Below are 24257 nucleotides of genomic sequence, written 5' to 3' on the forward strand. Positions count from 1 at the left end.
TGCTTACAAAATTAATATATAATTAAAAATTAAAAAAGCGCTGTAGCTACAGCGCTTTTTCTGCTTCTTGCTTTGGTTTTGAAAAAAACCAACCGCCAATTGCGATACAAAGAAGAACACCCCAGAAAATAGCTTTCCAAGCAAGAGACTTTGGAAAATCATAAGGCAGAACACTTAGAGAAGGGTGAGACAATGTATAAACAGCCAATTTTACGCCTACCCAGCCAACAATGAGAAATGCGGCACTTTCAAGCCCCGGTCGTTTTTGAAGTAAGGCAACGAAATAGTTAGCGGCAAAGCGCATAATGATAAGTCCGATTACGCCACCTGCTAAAATAACTAGAAATTGACCTGTATTTAACCCGCCAATTGTCCCGCCCCCAAGTTTTGGCAATGTTACAGCAAGTGCCACTGCTGCCAAAATAGAATCTACAGCAAAAGCAATATCTGCCAATTCTACTTTAAGCACTGTCAACCAAAAGCCGTCTGTCCGTTCTTTTTGTTCCTTGACCACTTTTTTCTTCATAAAATGCGATACAGCAATAAATATTAAATACATTGCACCAATCGCTTGTACTTGCCATACGTCGACAAGAAACGAAATGAGAAACAGTGATCCGAAGCGAAAAATGAATGCACCAGCTAAGCCATAAAATAAAGCTTTCTTACGTTGACCTTCTGGTAAATGTTTTACCATAATTGCGAGTACAAGTGCGTTATCAGCTGCTAAAATGCCCTCTAGCGCAATCAGAATGAGCAATACCCACCCATACTCCAACAAAATTGCAAAATCCATTAACCATTCTCCTCTCATTTTGGCAGGAGGACATAAAAAAGACCTCTGCCACTTTAGTGTTGGCAAAGGTCTTGCTGGACATGTTGGTAAATGTCAACAAAGCCGATGGAAAAATCCATGTAATGACGACTTTGTTACAGAAAGCTAAGCTTTCTGCCGCTACTCCCCTTTGGAGCTATCTTGTTATTTCTATTTTATGAAGGAAGGATGGTTCTGTCAACGATTTATATGAGACAAATATCTCGTTTTTCAGCCGGTTAAGATATCTTCAGAAGGATGCTTAATTTTAACAGGTTTGGATTTCGAAATTGTAAACGCAAGTGTTAAAGGACCAACTTTTCCTGCGAACATCATGAAGGAAATAATGAATTTCCCCATTACAGTTAAATTAAAGGTAAGCCCCATTGTAAGACCTACTGTCCCAAACGCTGAGCATACTTCAAAAATAATGAGAGGAGTAGGTACCTTTTCAGTAATGGTCAGCGCAATAATTCCTGCAAAAATCAAAATGACCGCAACCATCGTAATAGATAGCGCTTTAATAATAGTGCTGTCTTTAATAGATTTTCTAAATACAGAAATTTCCTGCTGTTCTCGTATGAATTTCATAACACCAAGAATCATAATTAAAAATGTGGTGAGTTTAATGCCGCCACCTGTTGAAGCACTACCTGCTCCAATAATCATGAGCACACACATAAATAAGATAGTTGAATCGGATAGCTTGGCGATATCAAGTGTGTTGAAGCCGGCTGTTCTAGTGGTAACAGCTTGAAAATAAGCGCTCATTGTTTTATCAAAAAAAGATAAGCCGCTCATAGCTGCTCCGTTGTATTCTAAGAGTAAAATGAGCACTGTAGCGACAATATTGATGACCAATGTGGAAACCAGCATTAATTTAGAATGAAGACTAAGTTGTTTAAAATTACGTTTTTTCCATACATCAATTAAAACCGTAAAGCCCAGACCACCAATAATAATAAGTGTGGTAATGATCACATTTACAAGCGGACTGTGTACATGGCGCATTAAATTATCGGGCCAGATGGAGAAGCCTGCATTGTTATAAGCGGAAATGGCATGAAAGAAGCTAAAGTACGTCCCCTTTTGCCAACCATAGCGAGGTACCCATTCCAAACACAGCAACACAAACGCAATAAATTCTACCGATAAAGAAAAAATTAGAAGAGCCTTTGCGAGACGAATGACACCACCGATATTGAGTTGATTTAAGGCCTGCTGTAACAAAATGCGATTGTGAAGACCAATTTTTTTACCCAGCATAATAAAAACAATAATTGCAAATGTCATCATACCGAGACCGCCAACTTGAATAAGTGTTAAAATCACGAGTTGACCGAATAGCGTAAAATGTGTGCCTGTATCTACTACGCCAAGGCCGGTTACGGTAAAAGCCGAGATGCAAGTGAATAGGGCATCTACCCAAGCTAACGGCTTTGTTGTAGCAAATGGTAACTTTAATAAAAGAGTGCCCATGCCAGCCAAAACAATAAAGGCTAACGTTAAAAAGCGGGGGGGACTCATATGTACGTTTGCTTTCTTCATAGAAGCCTCCTATGACTATCTAATGGTGATATGCTTTGCTTGATTATCCCTATGCTCCTTATAGTATGCAACGATACGCGGCACTACATCCTTGAAATCAGGACAAGCAATATTTGTGTGTTGTAAGTCGGCAGTGGTTTGATCACATCGATAACGTGCTTTACAAATAAAATAATCTAAAGCTTCTTTTTCAGTCCGTAACAATCTTCGGGCCCGTGGGAAAGAGAGAATACGGCGCATATAAGCTAAGCGAATATGAAACTTTGGTTCACGCCCTAAAAACTCGCGCATAAGCATACGATACACCTCTTTTACTGTATAGGGACGAGGATCGGTCAATTGATATGTTTTGCCAACACCTATTGCATGATGACTTAAATAAGAAGTAGCTTGTATGATAAAGTCTACAGGAACAAAATTACCTTCTGCCAGACCTCTGCCGATATATGGAAGAAGGGGGATGTGCCGCAGGGCATGAAAGACATTTAAAATAAAATAGGGGCCATCAAATTTTGCAGTTTCACCAGTGGTTGAATGGCCTACGACAATGCCAGGACGAATAATTGTAATAGGCAATACTTCTTTCAATTGGTCCACCAAGACTTCAGCTTCATATTTTGTTTGCTCATAAAAGTTTTTAAAGACCTGTCCCATTACGAGCTCTGTTTCAAATATGTCACCTTCCCGCATGCCAGCGACATATGCAGTACTAAAATACGTATAGCGCTGCAGATGATGTAAGGACTGACAAAATGTATTCATATTGGCTGTCCCCTTTACATTCACTTCATATGCAATTTGTTTAGAAATGGCTAGGTCGTACACGGCTGCCAAATGAAATACATGTGTTACGGTTTCGCGAAGCATGGCCAGGGTATCGTGTGAAAGACCTAAATTTTCTTTTGTAATATCACCAGGCAATAACGTATACGATAAACCTTTTGGTACAGCCGCTTCTGCTTTTTTCAACATGGAAGGCAGCACGAGCATATACATATGAGAAACAATGTGGTCCTTTTGGATTTGTGCAACAAGTTGTTTGGCAATAAAACCGGGAAAGCCAGTTAAAAAGTAAGTGTTCATACATTTTCCCCCTTTTCTTCTTAATTATAGGGGGAAGAGAAGAAATCCTCCCTAAATACATATAAATAGAAACCAACATTCTTTTATAAGTTGAAAAACTATATAAATTTTATATACGAAAAACGGGCGGAAAATCCGCCCGTAGCCATAGTTATACAATTAACCGCGCAATTGACTTTGCGCCATCGCAACAAGACGTTTTGTCACTTCTCCGCCAACAGAGCCGTTAGAACGAGCTGCTGTATCAGAGCCAAGATTTACACCAAATTCACTTGCAATTTCGTATTTAAATTGATCAAGCGCTTGTTCAACACCTGGTACTAATAATTTATTTGTACGTGCCATGTTTGGTTCTCCTTTATGCTATGCATTCCAGCGCTGGGCTGGTACTACTAGCATACGAACAATACATGGTAGGCATACGCGGAAGTATCAGGCGAACATGTCAGTTGTTGGATATCTAGTTTAGTTTCATTACAACTGCTATACCAGTCACCACCACTTTCTCAAACTGATTATAGACATTGGTGGTAAGCGTAATCATTTTTTTGTCGTCGCGCTTCTCTGTGACTTCTGCAACGATACGAATAGTATCGCCAATCTTGACTGGCGCTCGGAATGATACTTGCTGTGATAGGTAAATGGTGTTTTTGCCAGGCAATTTCGTGCCGAGGACGGTTGAAATATAGCTTGCAATTAACATGCCATGCGCAATGCGTTCTTTAAACATAGTGTGCTTTGCGAAATCCTCCAATAAATGCACAGGATTCACATCACCTGTTAGTGCTGCGTACGCTTCAATATCTGCATGAGTAATAGTTTTGACAAGTAAGGCCTGCTCGCCAATTGTGATATCAGCATAGGGACGCTCATAAACGTGGGCCGCCTGTTCAAAAATGTTCATGTGTTCCTCCTTTTTATATAGCGAAAGCGCGCTGAGGACGGAATGAAGCGGATGATCTGCACTGTTAAAGAGAAGGGAGAAATTGTTTTGCGCCTTCTTGTGTTTTTCTTAAAAGCTCAAGCTGCATCGTTTTCAGCTCATTCATAAACTGTTCCATCTGTTTTTGAGCCTCTTCGCGTTGTGAATGTTGTTGAGAGAGAACTTGCTTAAAAGCGTCCTCGAGCTGTCCTGCTGTTTGAGCAAGAGCGTTTAGTGAAACCTTAGCAGGAGAAACGGAAGCTTGCTGCATTTGCTGTGATACTTCGTTCCATTTTTTCTGCCATTCTTCAATTTGTGAGGAGAATTGGCCGGCGGCAAATTGCTTCATATATTCCGCATATTGCGCACCTGCTTGCGTTGTATGTTGCTTCATTTCTTGCTCCATCACTTCAAGACCTTGTGCCATTCTTTGCAAGGATTCCTGTTGCTGCTGCATCGCTTCCAGTGTGAACTTCTCCATTTGCTTTCCTGCTGATGCTAGTGAAGTAAGAGAGTGCGACCAATTGTTCCAAAAAGCTTCTACCAGTTCATAAGATTTGTTTTCCATCATTATACAGCCTCCTATTAAGTAATATGCTTACAAAGGTGAAAAGCAGGTTCCTATAGAGCTGAGCGATTGGCTCCGCTTTTCGTGATGTCCAGCTCCAGCGGCTAGGTGCTACGAGCCAAGAACCTCCCCCCATAAAGGCAGAGAGTGCCTTTATGGGGGGAGAACCTTAGCTTCGGCACCTAAGCGAGCCGCTTCCGCTTTTCTATTGTCAATGCAGTTATTCTGCAGGGTGACTTGGTTTGGTTGTTTGGGTTGTTTTGTTTGGGTCTTGGATGTTGGTAAATGGAAAGAATGCATTTGTGTACATGTTGAAGAAGGTGCCGAGCATTTTCTGGTAGTGCGCAAAGGAGCCTGCGCATGCGGAAAGGTATTGTTCGCCGTATTCTGTGATGGAGTAGATACGTTTTGCTGGTCCACCTTCACTTGTATCCCATGTAGAAGAGATTAGGTTTTCTTTTTCAAGCTTTCGAAGTGTGCGATACACATTGCCTTGATCGATAGTAGAAAAGCCCATGTCAATCAGTGTTTGAATGAGCCTGTAACCATGCATGTTCCAATCTTTTAAGCAAAGAAGTACAAAAGGTACAAGAAAGTTCTTGGGTGCGTGTGAACTACCGTCGTCTTTTATTTTCTGTTCATTTGTCATCTTAGTCACCTCATTTTACATAAAGGTATATATTTCTTATATGTGTAATTTACACCTATCTGTTTTCTGCGTCAATAAAAAATTGGGAAAATACAAAAAAATCAAAATACACTTGATATGAAGAGTTAAATATCGGAAAATAAAGAATAGAAAGAATTTTTATTATACATACACAAAAGGGGTGGGAGAATGATGGATCAAAAGTTTGACCCAATGAAAGCTTGGAAGGATGCTTACGATCAAACGGAAAAGTACTGGGGCAAGACATTGAATGAAACGCTCAAAACAGAAGAGTATTCCGCTTGGATGGGTAGTGTGCTGGATATGAATTTATTTTATCAGAAAATGATTAATGATGTAACCAAAGGGTATCTTGAAAAAATGAATATACCTACACAAGAAGATATTGCTCGTGTTGCATCTTTGATTGTAAATTTGGAAAACAAAGTAGATCGCATTGAAGAGTTTCTGGAAGATAAAATTGATGGTTTAGAACAGTCTTCCACATCCAAACGAGATATGACAAAGCTAAAGAGTGATCTCCGTACACTTGAAAACAAAGTGGACAAAATTTTGAATTATTTAGAAAAAGCAACTCAACCGGAAGAGTCGAAGCGTTAAGCTTTTGATTCTATAGATATCTTTGTGAGGAGGAGCAGGTATGGTTCAATTACAGGGCAAAGTAGCAATTGTAACAGGCGGAGCAAAAGGAATCGGAGAAGCGATTACCACGGCTCTTGCAAAAGAAGGTGTAAAAGTAGTTATTAATTACAACAGCAGTCAGGATGCAGCACAAGCTTTGGTGAACAAACTTGTTTTAGAAGGGTGCGAGGCGCACGCAGTACAGGCGGATGTTTCAAAATTGAAAGAGGCTCGTACGCTGATTGATGAAGCGGTAAAGCGCTTTGGTCAAGTGGATATTGTCATCAATAATGCAGGTATCACAAGAGATCGTACATTCAAGAAATTAAGCCGCGAAGATTGGGACCGCGTTATTGATGTGAATCTTAGTAGCCTTTATAACACGACAAGTGCTGTTCTTCCTTACATTACTGAATCGGAGGCTGGGCGCATCATTAACATCTCTTCCATTATCGGTCAATCTGGCGGATTTGGACAAACTAACTATGCCGCAGCAAAAGCAGGTATGGTTGGTTTCACAAAATCACTTGCGCTTGAGCTGGCTCGTACGAATGTAACAGTAAATGCAATTTGCCCAGGTTTTATCGACACGGAAATGGTGGCCGAGGTACCAGAGGCAGTGCGTGAGCAAATCGTTGCAAAAATACCGAAAAAGCGCTTTGGTGTACCTGAGGAGATTGCAAAAGGTGTGCTATATCTATGCCGTGATGGTGCCTATGTAACAGGACAACAGTTGAACATCAATGGTGGCTTGTATATGTAATACATAAGAAGAGGTGCATTTGCACTTCTTTTTTCAGAGGGGGATAAAAAATGGCGACATTACTGGAAGAATGGGAAAAGCAATTGGAATTATATCCTGCAGAGTATAAGCAGGCATATAAACGCTTAAAACGTGCAGGTGACGTATTATGGCGTGATCCAGAGCCACAGGTAGGGTTAACACCGAAACAAGTCATTTGGACCAAAAACAAGTCAAAGTTATACCGGTATATTCCAAAGAAAGAGAAAACGCATCGTGTACCGCTATTATTGGTATATGCATTAATCAACAAGCCGTATATCATGGATTTAACACCCGGGAATAGCTTGGTTGAATATCTAGTAGATCGAGGATTTGATGTATATCTGCTGGATTGGGGTACGTTTGGCCCGGAAGATCATACGCTGCAATTTGATGATTTCGTAATGGATTATATTGCAAAAGCGGTAAAAAAGGTGCTTCGAACATCAGGAGCAAGTGAAATCTCAATACTTGGCTATTGTATGGGTGGAACGCTTACATCTATTTATGCGGCACTTCATCCGCACATGCCGATTCGAAATCTTATCTTTATGACAAGTCCATTTGACTTTTCTGATACGGGCTTATATGGACCACTTTTAGATGAGAAGTATTTTAATCTTGATAAAGCAGTTGACACATATGGTAACATTCCACCAGAAATGATTGATTTTGGTAATAAAATGCTAAAGCCGATTACGAACTTCGCAGGACCATATATCTCTTTATTAGACCGTTCTGACAATCAACGCTTTGTAGAGAGCTGGAAGCTGGTACAAAAATGGGTAGCGGATGGCATTCCGTTTCCAGGTGAGTCCTACAGACAATGGATTCGTGACTTTTACCAGCAAAATAAGCTTGTTCAAGGCAAACTGGAAATACGAGGTCAAAAGGTGCGTTTAGAAAACATTAAAGCGAGCGTACTGAATATTTCTGCCGATCGTGATCATATTGCAATGCCATGCCAGGTACAAGCATTACACGAGCATATCTCCAGCAAGGATGCTGAGTATGTTTGCTTGCCGACGGGGCATATGTCTGTTGTATACGGTGGTACGGCACTTAAGAAAACATATCCAACAATTGGTGATTGGCTTTTAAAACGATCTAAGTAAACAGCCTGCTTTTGCAGGCTGTTTTTTATAGATTTAATCTGTAATACCATATTGCGGATGCATAAATAGTTCAGGACCATTATCAACGCGTTTTTCTTCAAGCAATTCCTGATTTTCCTCAGAAGTCCAACCGATATCATTCGTAGGATGAATCCATTCTTCCCCGGCCATTATGGCAGGGTCTATTTCGTCACTCCAGTTGTTTAAGGGACTATTAGCGGAATTGTACAGGCTGTCTCCAATCATTACCCCATACTCATTCACAAATGGTTCTTCCATTGTAATACCCGTTCCTTTAAACGAGGGAAAGTTCATTTGATGCGGAATGGTTTCATCTAAAATAGGGGAGGGTACTTGTTCTTTTTTCATCACAAATGACTCCTTGTCTATATGAGAATATTGTATGTCTTATGTTAGAAAGAGCAAGTGCTTACCAGCTTTTTCTTCTTATCATTTTTATTATTCCACACATACTAAAAACCAAATCATTTTATAGGGGGATATTATTATGGCAAAACGTAAAGTGGCGTATCAACCGGCGACTAATCATAATAAAACACCAAAAGAAAGCCTACCGGATGCAGAATTTGCGGTGGAATATGCAAATGAAGATGTGAACAAATATGCCAACCGCAACTCTAAAAAGGGAAAGCAACACTAAAAAAGCTGAGGTGCACCGCCTCAGCTTTTTACTGCTTCATTCATACCATATAGTTCACATTGCTGTGTTTTCGGATTAAAGTATGCAGCAACAATAGAAGGTGTTTGGATAATGTTGCCGGTACGCATAAATGTTTCAAAATCAAAGCCTATCGGTTCCACGATAATATGCTTGTTTGCATCTTTCTCAGACAAGCCTAGAGTAGCAAAGGAATCTCCAAATCGAATAGGCTGTTCTGCAATCATATGGTATAACTCTGTTAATTCTTGCTTGGATAGGCGTTCATCCCACCAAGGCTTACGAGGACGATGCTTATGGTGACGTAAATAGTCAAGTTTCATTAAGTCCTTAATAACCGGCGTTTGCGGCACTTCCATCTCATCCAGGAATTGATAGAGGCGTTTAAATAGGTCCTCAAGTTGATGTCCAATGCGTGCCCATCCTTGTTCATCCCAGTAGCTACCAAAGTCTTGGAAGAAATCAAACGGCGTTGCGAACACTTCATTAACTAAGTATTCTACCGTATAATCCATTCTGTGGGCATTCCAGTACTTCTCCAGCACATCCTCAACTTGTTTGATGCGAATAATATCAGAAAACGGTAAAATGTTATTGCCCAATATTTCATACGGCGCACGATCCATATATATATAGTTATGATCTTTTGCACGTAGACGCAAGCCAGTACCGCGCAACATTTTCAAAAAGCCAAGCTGCAATTCTTCAGGGCGCATCGCAAATACATCGTTAAAAGTCTTTTTAAAGGAATCATAATTTTCTTCGGGAAGGCCAGCAATTAAATCTAAGTGCTGGTCAATCTTCCCTCCATCTTTTACCATTGTAACTGTACGAGATAGTTTTTCGAAGTTTTGACGACGCATAACGAGCTCGTTTGTGCGATCATTTGTTGATTGTACGCCGATTTCAAAGCGGAATAGACCTGCCGGGGCATTGTCATTCAAGAATTGAATCACTTCAGGACGCATAATATCCGCTGTAATTTCAAATTGAAACACAGTGCCAGGCACATGCTCATCAATTAAGAATTGAAACATATCCATTGCATAGCTACGACTGATGTTAAATGTACGATCGACAAATTTAATCACCCGGGCACCGTTTGCCATTAAATAGCGAATATCATCTTTAATACGTTCACGGTCAAAATAGCGTACACCAACTTCAATAGAAGATAAGCAAAATTGACAGCTAAACGGACAGCCGCGACTTGTTTCTATATATGTGATACGTTTGCCAAGGTGCGGGATATCTTCCGGAAAGCGGTACGGAGATGGAAGTTCGTTTAATTTCAGCTTTTCTCGTTGCGGTTTCATAATAAATTTGCCATTCTGTAAAAAGGCGATACCATCTAGCGTTTCGTATTGCTTGGCACCTTGTATCTCAAGCAATAAATTTTTAACGGCAGCTTCTCCTTCACCGATAATAATGAAATCAAGCTCTGGGACACGCTCTAGCCATTCTCTTACATCGTAGGACACTTCGGGACCGCCTGCAAATAAGATTAGGTCAGGATTAATTTTTTTTAGCATTTTCATGACTTGTATGGTTTCTTCAATGTTCCAAATATAACAGCTAAAACCAATTACATCTGGGTTTCGTCTGTACAAGTCTGTTACAATATTCATAGCAGGATCTTTAATCGTATATTCCGCCATATCTATATCAAATTCGGGTGCGGCATAAGCTTTAATGTAACGGATTGCCAAATTGGTATGAATATATTTTGCATTCAAAGTACTCATGATTACGTTCATTTTATCAACCTCGACTCTAATTTTAGTCATAACTTCTAGTATAGGCACTTCAAAACAAAAATACAATGGAAATTGCATATACACAACTTTTTGTACACTTTTCTAAACCTACATCATATACTTTACTAAGAGAAAAAAAGTTGACTAAAGGAAAGAAGGGACGAGAATGAGCCAGCGCACACAATTCAAGCTTGCTTTGTACACAAGTGTACTGCAGAAGCTGCAAATTATTAGTAAGGGAGAAAAGCAGGATATTGTAAAAAACAATGTGTCGAAACCAGCTCATTGAGAGCTGGTTTCGACACATTGTTTTTTAGGAAATAAATGTCTTCCTGGGCAGAAACATTATTGACAAAAGAGCGCTATATATGTGATAATTCAATTAAATTTTAAGAATTATCAAAAAACTTATTGTTTATATAAACACATATTATGCGGAGGTGAAAGTATGTTGTTTTTTTTAAGAACATGGAAAGATTTGAGCGAGATTAAAACAGAGCTAGCACTTCGAGATTGGTTTTACGGGACGAAAATTAGTTTATCCATGCGGGCATCTAACGAGCCTATAACGTTTATTATCAATGCAGAAGGTAAAGATAAAGGACTCTATAATGAAGAAGATTTTGTGGTTGTAAATGTAGCGTGTGAGCCTGTGTTTGCAGGCACGCCGGCTGAAGAAGCTTGTTTGCATGCAGCGGTGTATAAAAATACAATTGCAGGATGTGTATTACAAGTACAAACGGTAGATTGTCATCTTGTTTCGGAGATTTATGGCGAGCAAAAAGAAGTTACATTTGAACAAAAAAATGTAGCCCGTGTATTTGGAAGAGATGGCATTGAATCCTTAAAAATACCAATTGTAGAGCATGAGCAAGCATTTCTTACTTTATTAGAAGAACAACCGCAATCTGATCGCGGGGCTGTACTTGTGGAAAACTACGGCTTAGTTGTATGGGCGCAAAAGCCGCACGAAACAAAGAAGTGGCTAGAAGGGTTAGAATATTTGATGAACTATCATGTAAAACTCTTGATGATAAAAGGAGCAAGAAGCTCCGTAATCTAACCCGAAAAGCACTCCTTGGGATTGTCCTGAAGAGTGTTTTTGCCTGTAGGATGAGGAAGTAAATAAATTTTTGTAAGCGCTTTAAATTAACATAAACCTGCTTTTCTCTTACTATACATATTACATGTATAGAAAGGAGGGAGTGTGATGCGTGTTAAGTATCACTTTATCCCGAAGAAACAGGTTGTATCCTGTTGTACATCTGATACGGTAGGGCGTACGTTAGAACTTATGAACGAGAGTGGGTACCGGTGTATTCCTACTTTAGATGAGAGTAAAAAATTATTTGCGGGATTGATTTACAAGGTGGATTTGCTGGAATTTCTGTACAGCGGTGGTGACCATGAAAATACAATTGTGCCACTGGTAGAAGATGCGGGGGCTTTTGTATTTGAGCGAGACTCTTTTTTCCGTGCTTTTTATACCATTCGTCGTTTGCCATTTCTAGGGGTATTAGATGATCATCATGAGTTTTTAGGGATTTTAACGCATGCAAATATATTTGATGTACTCGAGGATTCATTTGGAATGAACACGGGCGGCTATACGTTAACGATTGCCACCCATGAAAATAAAGGTACGATTAAAGAGCTTGGCAGTGTATTGCGGAACTATAATATCGGCGGGTTGCTGACGCTTGATAACGGTGATAAGTATGTCAGGCGCTTAATCGTTAATATTACTGATGAGCTACCTACAGCAGAGCTGGAAAAACTGATTGCAAGGCTTGAGAAGAAAGATTTCCGCGTGAGTCGCGTAGATAAAATTTAGTGCGGTAGACTTGGCCGCACCAAATCAGAAACGAAAACAAAGCGGGTACGCTGTTGTAGCTTTGGTATATAAGAAGAGATAACAGAAGCTGTAATCTCACCGGGAGGGCCCACGTGACCAATGGCAATCATGACGGGCTCTTTTTGTGTTTTTTCAAGTAATAGGTTTGCTTGCTTAGTAATATGTGCATGTGTATACACATCATCAAAGAAGAGCTTATTTTCAATCATTGGTACATCTAGCTCATCAGCTATCTTTTTAACAACGCTTTTGGGATTCGTTTTGCTGTCGAGATAAAATAAACCGTGTGCTTTACATATTGCAAGTACAATGCGCATAACTCGTTCGTCTGCGGTTGCCTTGGAGCCCATATGGTTATTCATTCCAATGGCATGCGGTACGTCAGCAATAGCCATTTCGACGCGCTTTTGGATTTCTGCATCACTTAAATCAGTCGTAATTGCATTTGGACCAAGCCAGCTTTTTTTTCCTTTTAGTGGCTCCATTGGCAAATGAACAATTACTTGATAACCGTTCTTAAAAGCAGCCTCTGCATCTGCTTTTGTGGATGGCAAAAAAGGCATTACAGCAGCAGTTAGTGGAATGGGCAAGGAAAACATTTTGTCCGTTCCCTTCATATTGTTGCCAAAATCATCAATGACGATGGCTAATTTGTGATCAACTGCTGCTGAGGGTTGAAATGGGAAACAAAACAAGCTACATAATAAAGCGAGCCAATAAAATGGTTTCATTTATAGTCCTCCTTCCTCGTAGTGCTTAGTCTTGGCGTTTTTTGACGAATATACTCATTGTGTTGTCGAATGTGAGAGGTCTGACATTCTGTGTAATGCAGATAGAATCAAGGTTTGTTCGAAAATTGCAGAAAAAACAAATGAAAAAAATGTCTTTTATTGCGAATGTATTTACAAAGATAGAATAATTTGTAATAATTCTGATGGTAAGGTTAATAATTTGTAAATTCACTGAACAATACGGTACATACATACATGAGTTTGATAATACGGATGAGGGGAATGAGGAACAAAGTCATGTTTGCCGCAAGACGAAAGCACAAAATGGACAAGCTGTTACTAGAAATTAAGGTGAAACAGGAAAGAATGATTCAAATTGGATTATCAAAGGGATTCAATAACCCTGAAACCATTGAAGCGAGTCAAAGTTTGGATGTGCTGATTTTGCAATATCAAATTCATAAAGAAAAATTAGATAAATCTTGGGATATAAAGGAATCTCTTCTTCGTATAAGAGACCAGTTTTCAAAAGCTTCTATTCAGTCATTACTTGCGAGTTTGTTACGTTAACAGTACGCGTCATGCGCTTTTTATAGAAGTAGAAGAAGCCGCTCATTGAGCGGCTTCTTTATATTTCTGTATGTAGAGGAAGACTGATGGTGACTTGTGTTCCTTTATCTTGGCTGCTTGTAATAGAGATATCTCCATTATACATGTCAACAATTCGTTTACACACAACAAGCCCAAGTCCAGTTCCAGTTGCTTTGCTCGTAAAAAACGGATCAAATATTTTTTGTTGTACTTCCTCAGGAATGCCAGTTCCTGTATCAGTGATACGTAGCTGTGCAAATCGACCTTCTTGTTTGATCTCAATTAAGAGTGAATCATGTGTTTCCATCGCTTCAAAGGCATTTTTCGTGATGTTTAAAATAACTTGTTTAATTTGATCTTTTGAGCAACGAATAAGAACTGGATGATTACCCAGTACTGTTGAGAAGTGAACACTATGTAAATTTGCCTCGGATTGAATAATGAGCGAAACCTCCCTAACGATATGACGCAAATCATAAATTTGCTGCGCAATAGCAGTTGGTTTTCCTAGAATCAAAAATTCGCTTACAATTTCATTAATTCGTTCAATTTCTTTTTGAATTACAGAAAAATACATTTGGTCTTGTTCACCCGTGTATTTTTCACTCAGTAAAGCCACCAATCCTTTAATTCCTGTTAAGGGATTACGAATTTCATGGGCGGTACTTGCAGCTAAACTTCCTATCAGCTCAAGTTTTTGTGCTTCATTTTCACGTCGCTCTTTTTGAGTTTGACGTTTTAATAGAGCATATTTCAGAAGTAAAAATAAGACGTTCGTTAAAAAGAGCACGAATAATCCCTCGGCAAGAAGGTGCTGATACAGTGCATTCTTATTAATAGGTAATGGATAAACAGAAACATACCACGGCGCTTTGTCAAGTGCTATCGTTACCTTGCGAATCCCCTCTGTTGAATAACCATCCTTATCTTTTAGAAAGACCCGATATTGTGAATCAGATACTTCAAAATGATATTCCGGTTTTAATGTTGTAAGGATGTCACTGGCATAATCTAATCGAAGGCTTGCCATTACAATACCGGTTGTTTGCAGCTTTTTATCAATAACGGGTGTAGCGGCGACAATGACATTTTTCCCTCCCATACGACCATTCATTGGCGGAGATAAAACAGTTTTTTGTGTTTCTAATGCTTCTTGGATATAAGGACGGTCAGATATATCTACTGTTTTTGCAATTGGATAAGATGCGAGATAAATAACACCATCTGTTTGTGCATAGTAGAAACCCGAAAAGCGCGTGTCGCGTTTGTCCATACTATTTAAAATTTCTTGAATTTGTTCAGAGTCATTGTTCGCTCGGTCTACTACCATTGCTAAAGTTTCCAAAGCAGAAATGGCTTCACCGACAAATCGGTCGAGATTATCTTTGTATAAATCCACAACGACACGCGCTTCTCGTTTATTTTTTTTCTCCATATTGGATTGATGGTACATAAATAGAAAAGTGCAACAAGCTGTCGTAGGTAATACGACGAGCAGTGCATAAGATAGAATCGTTTTTAAAATAGCATTCACAAGCTGTTCTCCTTTGTTTTAAATAGGCTGAGCAGACTTGGGGAAGTCTTTGTAAAAGCCAGATGTATAAAATAAAAACATGCAAAGATAATTTTATCTTATTTAGTATTTGATAAATCTCATTTTTAGTATATAAAACTTTCTACGAAAAACATAATGATTTCCAATAAAAGATATGAAAATATATTGACAATTTCCAATTGTTTCCGATATGATACTTTTACTTCAAGATATTTAAAGGGTGAGATGAAATGAGTAAGTATAAAAAAGAAGAGATTTCTCTTTCACTAAAGGTGTTCATCGGTCTTTCGCGTGTGCATCGTGCATTGATGAATATTTCTAATGAATCTGCGCAAGAAAATGAGTTAAACCCAACTGAATTTGCGGTCCTAGAGTTGTTGTATCATAAGGGGAGTCAGCCCTTGCAACAAATCGGTGAAAAAATTTTAATTGCCAGCGGTAGTATTACTTATGTTGTGGATAAGTTAGAAAAGAAGGGATTGGTGCTCCGCCGTCCATGTACATATGATCGACGTGTTATTTTTGCGGACCTAACAACAGAAGGTACAAAGCTGATGGAGACCATATTTCCTATTCATGAAGTAAAGTTACACGAATCACTCGCTATGCTTACGGCAGCGGAAAAAGAACAATTGCTGCAATTACTGAAAAAGGTCGGAAAGTATTATGCACGAATGTAATCAAAAAACAGGAATTTATAGATGAGCATGGAATAAGAAAGAGATATCTATATAGGAGAGTGAGTAGAGATGAGTTTTCAAGACTATACATATGTAAGACCTAATATGAAAGAAGTAGAAACTCGTTTTACAAAAGCGCTGGCTCAGTTTGAAAAAGCAACCTCCGCCAAGCAACAGGAGCAAGCAATGGAACAAATTAATGCCGTACGTAATGATTATCATACAATGGCAAATTTGTGTTATGTGAGACATACGATTGATACAAATGATGAGTTCTATAAAGCCGAGCAAGAGTTCTTTGATGAAACAATGCCGGTCGTGAAGGGATTTGTTTCAAAATACTATCATGCGCTTGTTGGTTCTTCGTATCGTGCGGAATTAGAACAATTATATGGGAGCCAACTGTTTGCACTTGCTTCTTGTGAACTGCGGACGTACTCTGATGAAGTGCTGGCGGACTTACAGTTAGAGAACAAGTTGGCTTCGCAATATACAAAGCTGATGGCTTCCGCCAAAATCGAATTTGAAGGAGAGGAGCGTACGCTGTCGCAGCTTGTACCGTTTACGCAGCATCAAGATCGTGAGGTTCGTAGGCGCGCAAATGAGGCCTATTATGGCTTTTTGGCTGAGCATGAAGAGGGGTTAGATGAAATTTACGACAAGCTGGTGAAAGTGCGTACAGAAATTGCGAAAAAGCTTGGATTTACAAATTTTGTTGAGCTTGGTTATGCGCGCATGTTCCGTACGGATTATAATGCTGAGATGGTCGCTTCCTACCGCAAACAAGTACTAGATCATATCGTGCCACTAGCAACGAAATTACGCGAGCGTCAGCAACAGCGCATTGGTGTAGATCAGCTGAAATTTTATGATGAAGGTTTTGAGTTTCCATCAGGGAATCCGGTGCCGAAAGGAAATGCTGAATGGATTGTTGCAAACGGCAAGCAAATGTATAAAGAACTATCTCCAGAAACCGATACATTCTTTACATTCATGCTAGAAAATAATTTGATGGATCTGGTTGCTAAAAAGGGAAAAGCAGGCGGCGGTTATTGTACATTTATTGAAAATTACAAAGCGCCATATATTTTCTCTAATTTTAATGGTACGTCGGGCGACATCGATGTATTAACACATGAAGCAGGTCATGCGTTCCAAGTTTACGAAAGTCGCAATTTTGCGGTACCTGAGTATAATTGGCCAACGTATGAAGCGTGTGAAATTCATTCAATGAGCATGGAGTTCTTTACTTGGCCATGGATGGAGCTGTTTTTTAAAGAAGATACAGAGAAATATTATTTTTCACATTTGAGCTCCGCCCTGTTGTTTTTACCGTACGGAGTGAGCGTAGATGAGTTCCAGCATTTTGTCTATGAAAATCCAGATGCAACACCGCAGGAGAGAAAAGCGGCATGGCGCGAAATTGAGAAGAAATACTTGCCGCATCGTGACTACGATGGACAAGCTTTTCTAGAGAAGGGTGGTTTCTGGCAACGCCAAGGTCATATCTATAATTCACCATTTTATTATATTGACTATACACTTGCACAAATTTGTGCGTTTCAGTTCTGGAAGCGTTCGCGTGAAAATAGGGAAGAAGCTTGGGCAGATTATGTGACGTTATGTCGTCAAGGCGGTAGCAAGTCCTTCCTTGAGCTTGTGGAAGTAGCTGGCGTAACATCTCCATTTGCTCCTGGGTGTGTTGAATCTGTGGTCGAAGAGATTCAAGCATGGCTTGATAGCGTGGATGACACAAAGATGTAACAGGAATTTTCTGATAATTTTATCGACTTTATGAGCTGTTCATGGGATAATAAGGAAGAAAGCTTCCTATACATGCACAGATAGGGCGCTTCTTTGGAGGCGTCTTTTTATTTCAAAGGCTGTGAGTTAAAGGTGATGTTGATAATTGGCACTTGTGGATTGGAGTGAGAGTTGTAAGTTGCGGGAAAAGCGAGTTAAGGAGCCACCGCGGAAAGCAAATCCCTCAGCTGAAATCAACAAAGAACTTTAACAGAGCCACTTCAAAAAGGGGGAGAAATTATGACACAAACAAGTATTCAAACCATTTTGGAAACGTTAACAAACACAAGAGATAAAGTTGTGAAAGAAGTAGCTAGTCTTCACGATACACAGTTGAACGCTAAGCCGAAGCGAGAGAAGTGGAGCGTAGCGCAAAATTTACATCATTTGCATTTAGTAGAGCAGGCCGTTACGTCTGCTATCACGTATGCTCTTCATAAAACAGAGCGTGTACAAGTTACGTTAAAACCCGTGCAGGCTACGTTAAACCGTGCTTACAAGCGCGAGGCACCTGAGCAAATGAAGCCAACAGATACTATCATGAAGCAAGATGAAATACAAGACTTACTACAAACGTCTCGCCGTGAGCTGTTGCATGTGATTCATAGCGTAACCGATGAACGAGATTTGTTTGAGAAAGCAGCAAAGCATCCTGTGTTTGGTGAAATCAATGTGCAGCAATGGCTGGAGTTTTTAGACTATCATGAAAAAAGGCACTTGGCGCAGATACAAGAAGCCAAGAGGGCCTTGCATTCATAATAGAAATAAAATGAGAAAGAAGACCTTGTGCTTGTGCACAAGGTCTTTTCTTATCGCTCTTGTTTTGCTTGTTTACGGAAGAACAGTTCGTACATAACTGGAATAATAATTAGCGTTAGCAATGTAGATGACGTTAAACCACCAATTACTGTAATAGCTAAGCCTTTTGAGATTAATGTTCCTGAAGAAGTTGTTAAGGCTAACGGAATTAAGGCAGTAATTGTTGCGAACGCCGTCATTAGGATTGGACGCAAACGCGTTTTACCTGCTTCAATCAAGGACTCGCGAATTGGCATGCCCTTCTTGTCGCGGTTTTGGCCAATACGGTCTACTAGTACAATTGCATTTGTCGTAACGATACCAATCAGCATTAAGAAGCCAATCATTACGCTAACTGATAATGGTTCTTTTGCTAAGAATAACGATACAAGAGAACCAATTGGTACGAAAATAAGTGATGAAAGGATGATGAACGGAATGCGCGCTTTGCCGAATGTAATCAACATTGTCAAGTACACAAGACCAATTGCAATCAACATTGCAAGTCCAAGGTCTTGGAACGTTTTAACAGTTTCATCGCTACCACCGCCGCCTTCAAGTGATACATCCTTAGGCAGCTTCAAATCTTTTACACCATTTACTACATCTTGTGTAACCTTTTGTGTATTGTCGCCTTGAATTTGTGCACTTACACGTGCGTACACCTTACCATCAAGCTTTTGAATAGCTGTAAAGGATTCTACTTCCTTGACGTTAGCTACTTCTGTCAGAGCAACAGGACCGCGTTGTCCAAACAGTGTCACTTTTTCTAAATCAGCAAGAGAGCTCAATTCTTTGTCATAAGACAATTGTACGTTTTGATCTTTACCGTCAAGTTTTAACGTACCAACACTTACCGGTGTTGTTTGATCGGAAATCGTACCGAGAATTTGGAAACCAGATAAACCGTATTCAGAAGCTTTTTCCGGCTTGATTTCCACCAAGTATTGTTTTTGTTTTTCCGTGAAGTTGTTTGACACATATTTTAAATCTTTGTTTTTCTTCATATATGCTTCAACTTTACCTGCGGCTTCTTGCAGAGCCTCTAAGTCATTGGAGTACAAATCAATATCCACATTGTTGTTGGAAGGCGGACCACCGCTGGATAATTCTTGTACGCCAAGCTTTGTACCTGTAGCTTCCGCATCAGTAATACGTTGCATGTCTTTTTCTAGTTCTTTAATGAAGCTTGTAACATCCGTGCCTTCTTTTAGGTTAATAAAGTAGTTTGCTTTATTTTCACGTTTTAAACCGGTTGTGAAATCACGGCTTCCGACACCAGTTGTCACTTCTTTAATTTGTTTTTTATCTGCAAACATTTTTTCAAGCTTTAATGATACATCGTTGGTTTTATCAAGAGATGTAGAAGCAGGAAGTTCAATCGCTGCTACCAATGTTTTTTGCTGCTCGTTCGGAATAAACGTAAAGCCAAGAGAAGGAACGACAGCAAATGATCCAAATAACAAGACAAACGAACTGATAATCACAATCGCTTTATGGTTTAGAGACCAAGCAATAGCACGTGCATAGAAGCGTTGTAAGCCCGTTTCTTCTTCTTCTTTCGGCACCTTCTTAAAGGAGAAGCGCGCCAAAATTGGTACGACTGTAACTGCAACCAGCAAGGAAGCCAATAGGGAAAAGACAATCGTTAACGCAAATGGTAAGAAGAACTCACCTGTGATACCACCTACAAAGCCGAGCGGCAAGAATACAACAACCGTTGTAATTGTAGACGACGTAATCGCCATTAAAATTTCGCGTGTAGAATCTTCAACGAGTTCATCCGACATACCATCTTTTGAACGACGTACGCGACGGAAGATATTTTCAATAACAACGATACTATCGTCAACAACACGACCAACCGCAACAGCCATACCACCAAGAGTCATAATATTTAACGAAATATCAAGACGATTTAGGAAAATAGCCGCAAATAACAAAGATAGCGGAATGGAAATAATCGCGATAATCGTTGCACGAATATTACGAAGGAATAACAGTACAGCTAAAGAAGCAAAGAGAGCACCTAATAATCCTTCTTTTACAAGCGTTTCAACTGAACTTTTAATGCCTTCCGCAGAATCAAAACCGATGGCATAGTCAACCTGATCATCGTACTTATTCAATACTTCTGTTACTTTGTCAGCAACTTCAACTGTATTGGCATCTTGCTTTTTCGTGACAGCCATAGACAAGGAGTCTTTTTGGTTGTATCGTGTTTTTTCTGCTTGCTCGGTTACTGCTTCAATCTTCGCAATATCTTTTAGTAATGGCAGTGCAGGAGCAGTGCCTGGCGCACCTTGTTTTGCAAGTGGAGATGTTAACTGGAGATTTTCTAGCTTCTCCACTTCACCTAGCTTTTCTTCCACACGAACCGGTACTTGGAGTTCGTTCGCGTTAATACGCCCTGCCGGGAAGGATAAAAACTTAGCATTGATTTGTTCTTTTACGGCGTTTAGAGACAACCCGTATTGCAGTGCTTTTTCCTTGTCGACTGTGATGCGAATTAAATCTTCTTTTGTACCGCCGACAGATACGCTATTAATACCTTGAATTTTGTTTAGTTCTGGAATAATTGATTCGTCCAACAATCGTTCAACATCTGTATCGCCTTTCGCAAACAAAGAAATGTTGTAAATTGGGAAGGAACCGAATGAGAAGCGGTTTACCTTTGTTTGCACATTATCAGGCAGCTTCGCATCTTTAATGAAGGTGTTCAACTGCTGTTCAATTTTATCCATGTCGGCATCAAAAGGAAATTCTAAGTTGATAATACCGATGGATTCATAGGAAGAAGAGCTTACTTTTTTGACCCCTTCAATCCCTTTAAATTTGTCTTCTAGCTTTGTTGTGACTTGTTCGTTCACATCATCGGGAGAAGCGCCCGGATACACCACTTCAACGGAAACCTGAGGGAATTCAATGTTTGGTAACAAATCAACCTTCAGGTTCGAGAAGGAATAGGCACCGCCGAGAATGAGAAGGAACGAAATGATGAATACCGCAACCGCGTTTTTCAAACTGAATCTTGTTAAAAAATTCATAGTGACATTCCCTTCTGATATAATAGAATTGACTTCTTTATTGTAGCTGATTCTTCTCCATTGTGCACCTGTTTTGTATCAGTTTTTTGTAACTTTTGTATAGGTTTTGTGAATGAAATGTGAACAGCATATTTTTTTCCCTTCCGTGTCATTCTAAAAGAGACTACATTATAAGGAGTTGTACACATGTCTGATAAAAAACGTGAAAAAGAAAGACAATGGAAAGCGCGTAAAGAAAATCAACAACCACATGGTAAAGTGAAATCATTCGCAGAGCTTGTCGATGAGGAAAAGAAGTAAATGTGATGATGCTCATCGCGTTTTTTTGTAGTACGTTGGAATATATGGAAGTTGGTTATAAAACATGAATGTTAAATTTCTGAAAAATAAAAATACGTTCTTTTCTAATGTGCGACCATTCTAAATATGATAGAATAAATAGCGCTACAACAGAAGAAAATCCATGCACAAAGCATGGGAGAGGTTCGCGAACTCCCTCTATAAAAAACTAAGGTAAACAACATCCTTAGATGTTGTTTTCTGTTTTTTAAGACAAGAAAAGTGTAAGGACCTTATGGTTTTACGTCTGAACGAGCCGGCTCCGCTTTTCGGTGGTGTCCAGCTCCGCCGGCTAGACGCTACCGCCTAAGAACCTCGGCCCTCACAAGGCAAAAAGCGCCTTGCGGGTCCGAGAACCTTATGCTCTGCGTCTGAACGAGCCGGCTCCGCTTTTCTTGGGTTCAAGGTCTCTTTCTTCTATAGAAAAGGAGAAATGAGTATGAAGAAAAAAGCAGTTGTTGTGTTTAGTGGAGGACAAGACAGTACAACGTGTTTGTTTTGGGCACTGCAGCAATTTGACGAAGTCGAAGCGGTTACCTTCAATTATAACCAGCGTCATAGCCTGGAAATTGAGTGTGCAGCTGCTATTACAAAGGAACTTGGTGTCAAGCATACAGTCCTCGATATGAGTTTGCTCAACCAACTTGCTCCGAATGCGTTAACGCGTAATGACATTGAAATTACACAAGAAGAGGGCGAGTTGCCGTCAACATTTGTAGACGGACGAAATTTATTGTTCCTTTCTTTTGCAGCTGTTATGGCTAAGCAAATGGATGCCAAGCATATCGTAACCGGTGTGTGTGAAACGGATTTTAGCGGTTATCCAGATTGCCGCGACGTGTTTATTAAGTCTTTGAATGTAACGTTGAATTTAGCTATGGATTATCCATTTGTTATTCATACACCGCTGATGTGGATAGATAAGGCGGAGACATGGAAGCTCGCGGATGATCTTGGTGCCTTGGAATTTGTGAAAGAAAAAACGTTAACATGCTATAACGGTATTATGGGGGATGGATGCGGAGCATGTCCGGCATGTCACCTGCGTAAAGCGGGCTATGATGTATATATGAAGCGAAAGGGTGTGAACGTATGAGCAACCTTTTCGGATTTCGCATTGTAGAAAACCTACAAAAAATAGATCAAGATATTAATCGCAAGCAATTGCGCTATCATAATAAACGCGTGCTGGTCAGCAAGGAGTTCACCTTTGACGCGGCGCATCACTTACATTGCTATGAAGGGAAATGTAAGAATTTGCACGGCCATACGTACAAAGTTGTATTTGGCATCAGTGGTTTTGTTGATGAAATTGGTCTTGCAATCGATTTTAGCGATATTAAAGAGATTTGGAAAGAAGAAATTGAGATTTATTTAGATCATCGTTATTTAAATGAAACGCTGCCCCCGATGAATACAACGGCCGAAAATATGGTAGTATGGATTTTTGAGCAGATGGAATTAGCGCTTAAGAAGCGTCCGCAATACCAGGGAGCTCGGACAGAATTTGTGCGCTTGTACGAAACGGCGACAAGCTATGCCGAGATGAGACGGGAGTGGATGGAGCTTGATTAATATTCCTGTTCTGGAAATCTTTGGTCCAACTATCCAAGGGGAAGGTATGGTGATTGGACAAAAAACCATGTTTGTACGCACTGCCGGTTGCGACTATCGCTGCGCTTGGTGTGATTCGGCTTTCACATGGGACGGTTCGGCTAAAGAGCAAATTCGACAAATGAGTGCAGAAGAAATTTGGCAAGAGTTACAAGAGATTGGCGGGGATAATTTTTCCCATGTAACGTTGTCAGGCGGGAACCCTGCACTGTTGAAGTCGCTAGGGACTTTGGTTTCTTTACTTCAGGAACATGGTATACGGACAGCAATTGAAACGCAGGGGAGCAAATGGCAGGACTGGCTGCTTGCGGTCGATGAAGTGACTTTTTCGCCAAAGCCACCAAGCTCAGGTATGACGACTGATTTCTTGGCGCTGGATCATATTCTTGAAAAAATGAAGCATAAAGATATTAGCTTAAAAGTGGTTGTATTTGATGAACAAGATTTTGCATATGCCAAGCAAGTGCATACACGCTATCCTAATATCCCGTTTTTCCTGCAAGTCGGAAATGAGGACGTGCATACAACAGATGACAGCGCCCTTTTGTCACAGCTGCTGTCTCGTTACGATTGGTTGATTGAACAAGCCATACAATGTAAAGAGATGAACGATGCGAAGGTATTGCCGCAGCTACACGCCCTTGTATGGGGCAATAAACGCGGTGTATAAGAGAGGAGAATAA

Annotated in this window: 27 protein-coding genes and 1 riboswitch; of the genes, 15 read left to right on the forward strand and 12 right to left on the reverse strand. The window is 39.9% G+C overall.

Going from position 1 to position 24257, the window contains the following annotated elements; genetic code table 11:
* Positions 1–46: 46 nt before the first annotated feature.
* The 7 genes from MUG87_RS00310 to phaQ form a co-directional block, all read right to left on the reverse strand.
* Positions 47–796 carry a TerC family protein gene (locus tag MUG87_RS00310; RefSeq protein ID WP_247084487.1) on the reverse strand — a complete coding sequence of 250 codons (750 nt, stop codon included), beginning with the start codon at positions 794–796 and terminating at the stop codon, positions 47–49.
* Between the two features lie 249 nt (positions 797–1045).
* Positions 1046–2362: a TrkH family potassium uptake protein gene (locus MUG87_RS00315; RefSeq protein ID WP_247084488.1), complete on the reverse strand. Its 1317-nt coding sequence runs from the start codon at positions 2360–2362 to the stop codon at positions 1046–1048.
* Positions 2363–2377: 15 nt separating this feature from the next.
* Complete coding sequence (locus MUG87_RS00320) at positions 2378–3445, reverse strand: SDR family oxidoreductase (protein WP_247084489.1); 1068 nt, start codon at positions 3443–3445, stop codon at positions 2378–2380.
* Between the two features lie 159 nt (positions 3446–3604).
* A complete protein-coding gene (locus MUG87_RS00325) occupies positions 3605–3790 on the reverse strand; it encodes an alpha/beta-type small acid-soluble spore protein (RefSeq protein WP_124562846.1) in 186 nt (61 codons plus the stop codon).
* Positions 3791–3905: 115 nt separating this feature from the next.
* Entirely contained in the window at positions 3906–4349 is a 444-nt protein-coding gene (locus tag MUG87_RS00330; protein WP_247084490.1) for a MaoC family dehydratase, read from the reverse strand.
* 64 nt (positions 4350–4413) lie between these two features.
* On the reverse strand, positions 4414–4935 hold the full coding sequence (gene phaP / locus MUG87_RS00335; protein ID WP_247087828.1) for a polyhydroxyalkanoic acid inclusion protein PhaP: 522 nt from the start codon (positions 4933–4935) through the stop codon (positions 4414–4416).
* Between the two features lie 220 nt (positions 4936–5155).
* Entirely contained in the window at positions 5156–5584 is a 429-nt protein-coding gene (gene phaQ, locus MUG87_RS00340; protein ID WP_247084491.1) for a poly-beta-hydroxybutyrate-responsive repressor, read from the reverse strand.
* Positions 5585–5773: 189 nt separating this feature from the next.
* Here phaQ and phaR point away from each other — a divergent pair, with 189 nt between their 5' ends.
* From phaR to phaC, 3 genes are read left to right on the forward strand one after another with little or no spacing between them, the layout of a single operon-like run.
* Entirely contained in the window at positions 5774–6205 is a 432-nt protein-coding gene (gene phaR, locus MUG87_RS00345) for a polyhydroxyalkanoic acid synthase subunit PhaR (RefSeq protein WP_368042550.1), read from the forward strand.
* A 40-nt stretch (positions 6206–6245) separates the two neighbouring features.
* Positions 6246–6989 carry an acetoacetyl-CoA reductase gene (gene phbB, locus MUG87_RS00350; RefSeq protein WP_247084492.1) on the forward strand — a complete coding sequence of 248 codons (744 nt, stop codon included), beginning with the start codon at positions 6246–6248 and terminating at the stop codon, positions 6987–6989.
* 50 nt (positions 6990–7039) lie between these two features.
* The gene (gene phaC, locus MUG87_RS00355; protein ID WP_247084493.1) at positions 7040–8125 is read left to right on the forward strand and encodes a class III poly(R)-hydroxyalkanoic acid synthase subunit PhaC; all 1086 of its coding nucleotides are present in this window, start codon (positions 7040–7042) and stop codon (positions 8123–8125) included.
* 33 nt (positions 8126–8158) lie between these two features.
* Here phaC and MUG87_RS00360 read toward each other — a convergent pair whose 3' ends face one another.
* Positions 8159–8497: a DUF3905 domain-containing protein gene (locus tag MUG87_RS00360; protein ID WP_247084494.1), complete on the reverse strand. Its 339-nt coding sequence runs from the start codon at positions 8495–8497 to the stop codon at positions 8159–8161.
* 136 nt (positions 8498–8633) lie between these two features.
* Between MUG87_RS00360 and MUG87_RS00365 the strand changes: the two genes are divergently transcribed.
* Complete coding sequence (locus MUG87_RS00365) at positions 8634–8786, forward strand: hypothetical protein (RefSeq protein ID WP_247084495.1); 153 nt, start codon at positions 8634–8636, stop codon at positions 8784–8786.
* Positions 8787–8806: 20 nt separating this feature from the next.
* On the opposite strand, the gene MUG87_RS00370 is transcribed toward MUG87_RS00365, so the two are convergent.
* Positions 8807–10561 carry a B12-binding domain-containing radical SAM protein gene (locus tag MUG87_RS00370; RefSeq protein WP_247084496.1) on the reverse strand — a complete coding sequence of 585 codons (1755 nt, stop codon included), beginning with the start codon at positions 10559–10561 and terminating at the stop codon, positions 8807–8809.
* A 166-nt stretch (positions 10562–10727) separates the two neighbouring features.
* Here MUG87_RS00370 and MUG87_RS19570 point away from each other — a divergent pair, with 166 nt between their 5' ends.
* The 3 genes from MUG87_RS19570 (at position 10728) to cbpA (ending at position 12395) form a co-directional block, all read left to right on the forward strand.
* Positions 10728–10850 carry a hypothetical protein gene (locus tag MUG87_RS19570; RefSeq protein ID WP_281503667.1) on the forward strand — a complete coding sequence of 41 codons (123 nt, stop codon included), beginning with the start codon at positions 10728–10730 and terminating at the stop codon, positions 10848–10850.
* 159 nt (positions 10851–11009) lie between these two features.
* Positions 11010–11624 (forward strand): class II aldolase/adducin family protein, encoded by a 615-nt coding sequence (locus MUG87_RS00375; RefSeq protein ID WP_247084497.1) that lies wholly within the window; start codon positions 11010–11012, stop codon positions 11622–11624.
* A 147-nt stretch (positions 11625–11771) separates the two neighbouring features.
* On the forward strand, positions 11772–12395 hold the full coding sequence (cbpA, locus tag MUG87_RS00380; RefSeq protein ID WP_247084498.1) for a cyclic di-AMP binding protein CbpA: 624 nt from the start codon (positions 11772–11774) through the stop codon (positions 12393–12395).
* Here cbpA and MUG87_RS00385 read toward each other — a convergent pair.
* On the reverse strand, positions 12392–13147 hold the full coding sequence (locus MUG87_RS00385; RefSeq protein WP_247084499.1) for a divergent polysaccharide deacetylase family protein: 756 nt from the start codon (positions 13145–13147) through the stop codon (positions 12392–12394). The genes cbpA and MUG87_RS00385 overlap by 4 nt on opposite strands.
* 282 nt (positions 13148–13429) lie before the next feature.
* On the opposite strand from MUG87_RS00385, the gene MUG87_RS00390 reads away from it, so the two are divergent.
* Positions 13430–13717, forward strand: a complete 288-nt coding sequence (locus MUG87_RS00390; RefSeq protein ID WP_247084500.1) for an aspartyl-phosphate phosphatase Spo0E family protein — start codon at positions 13430–13432, stop codon at positions 13715–13717.
* Positions 13718–13775: 58 nt separating this feature from the next.
* Here the strand turns inward: MUG87_RS00390 and MUG87_RS00395 are convergent, their stop codons facing one another.
* Positions 13776–15272: an ATP-binding protein gene (locus MUG87_RS00395; protein ID WP_247084501.1), complete on the reverse strand. Its 1497-nt coding sequence runs from the start codon at positions 15270–15272 to the stop codon at positions 13776–13778.
* Positions 15273–15523: 251 nt separating this feature from the next.
* Between MUG87_RS00395 and MUG87_RS00400 the strand changes: the two genes are divergently transcribed.
* The 3 genes from MUG87_RS00400 to MUG87_RS00410 all read left to right on the forward strand — a co-directional run bounded on the left by MUG87_RS00400 (position 15524) and on the right by MUG87_RS00410 (position 18535).
* On the forward strand, positions 15524–15973 hold the full coding sequence (locus MUG87_RS00400) for a MarR family winged helix-turn-helix transcriptional regulator (RefSeq protein ID WP_247084502.1): 450 nt from the start codon (positions 15524–15526) through the stop codon (positions 15971–15973).
* A 69-nt stretch (positions 15974–16042) separates the two neighbouring features.
* Positions 16043–17737: a M3 family oligoendopeptidase gene (locus tag MUG87_RS00405; RefSeq protein ID WP_247084503.1), complete on the forward strand. Its 1695-nt coding sequence runs from the start codon at positions 16043–16045 to the stop codon at positions 17735–17737.
* A 279-nt stretch (positions 17738–18016) separates the two neighbouring features.
* Positions 18017–18535 (forward strand): DinB family protein, encoded by a 519-nt coding sequence (locus MUG87_RS00410; protein WP_247084504.1) that lies wholly within the window; start codon positions 18017–18019, stop codon positions 18533–18535.
* Positions 18536–18585: 50 nt separating this feature from the next.
* On the opposite strand, the gene MUG87_RS00415 is transcribed toward MUG87_RS00410, so the two are convergent.
* Positions 18586–21621 carry an efflux RND transporter permease subunit gene (locus MUG87_RS00415; RefSeq protein WP_247084505.1) on the reverse strand — a complete coding sequence of 1012 codons (3036 nt, stop codon included), beginning with the start codon at positions 21619–21621 and terminating at the stop codon, positions 18586–18588.
* A gap of 186 nt (positions 21622–21807) precedes the next feature.
* Between MUG87_RS00415 and MUG87_RS00420 the strand changes: the two genes are divergently transcribed.
* From MUG87_RS00420 to queE, 4 genes are all read left to right on the forward strand, one after another.
* Positions 21808–21921: a DUF6254 family protein gene (locus MUG87_RS00420; protein WP_247084506.1), complete on the forward strand. Its 114-nt coding sequence runs from the start codon at positions 21808–21810 to the stop codon at positions 21919–21921.
* A 174-nt stretch (positions 21922–22095) separates the two neighbouring features.
* Positions 22096–22139, forward strand: a riboswitch (PreQ1 riboswitch).
* Positions 22140–22399: 260 nt separating this feature from the next.
* The gene (gene queC, locus MUG87_RS00425) at positions 22400–23056 is read left to right on the forward strand and encodes a 7-cyano-7-deazaguanine synthase QueC (protein WP_247084508.1); all 657 of its coding nucleotides are present in this window, start codon (positions 22400–22402) and stop codon (positions 23054–23056) included.
* Entirely contained in the window at positions 23053–23535 is a 483-nt protein-coding gene (gene queD, locus MUG87_RS00430) for a 6-carboxytetrahydropterin synthase QueD (RefSeq protein ID WP_247084511.1), read from the forward strand. Before queC ends, queD begins: the two co-directional genes overlap by 4 nt.
* The gene (gene queE, locus MUG87_RS00435) at positions 23528–24244 is read left to right on the forward strand and encodes a 7-carboxy-7-deazaguanine synthase QueE (protein WP_247084513.1); all 717 of its coding nucleotides are present in this window, start codon (positions 23528–23530) and stop codon (positions 24242–24244) included. Before queD ends, queE begins: the two co-directional genes overlap by 8 nt.
* Positions 24245–24257 lie beyond the last annotated feature (13 nt).

It is taken from the genome of Ectobacillus sp. JY-23 (genome assembly GCF_023022965.1).
Classification (GTDB): domain Bacteria; phylum Bacillota; class Bacilli; order Bacillales; family Bacillaceae_G; genus Ectobacillus.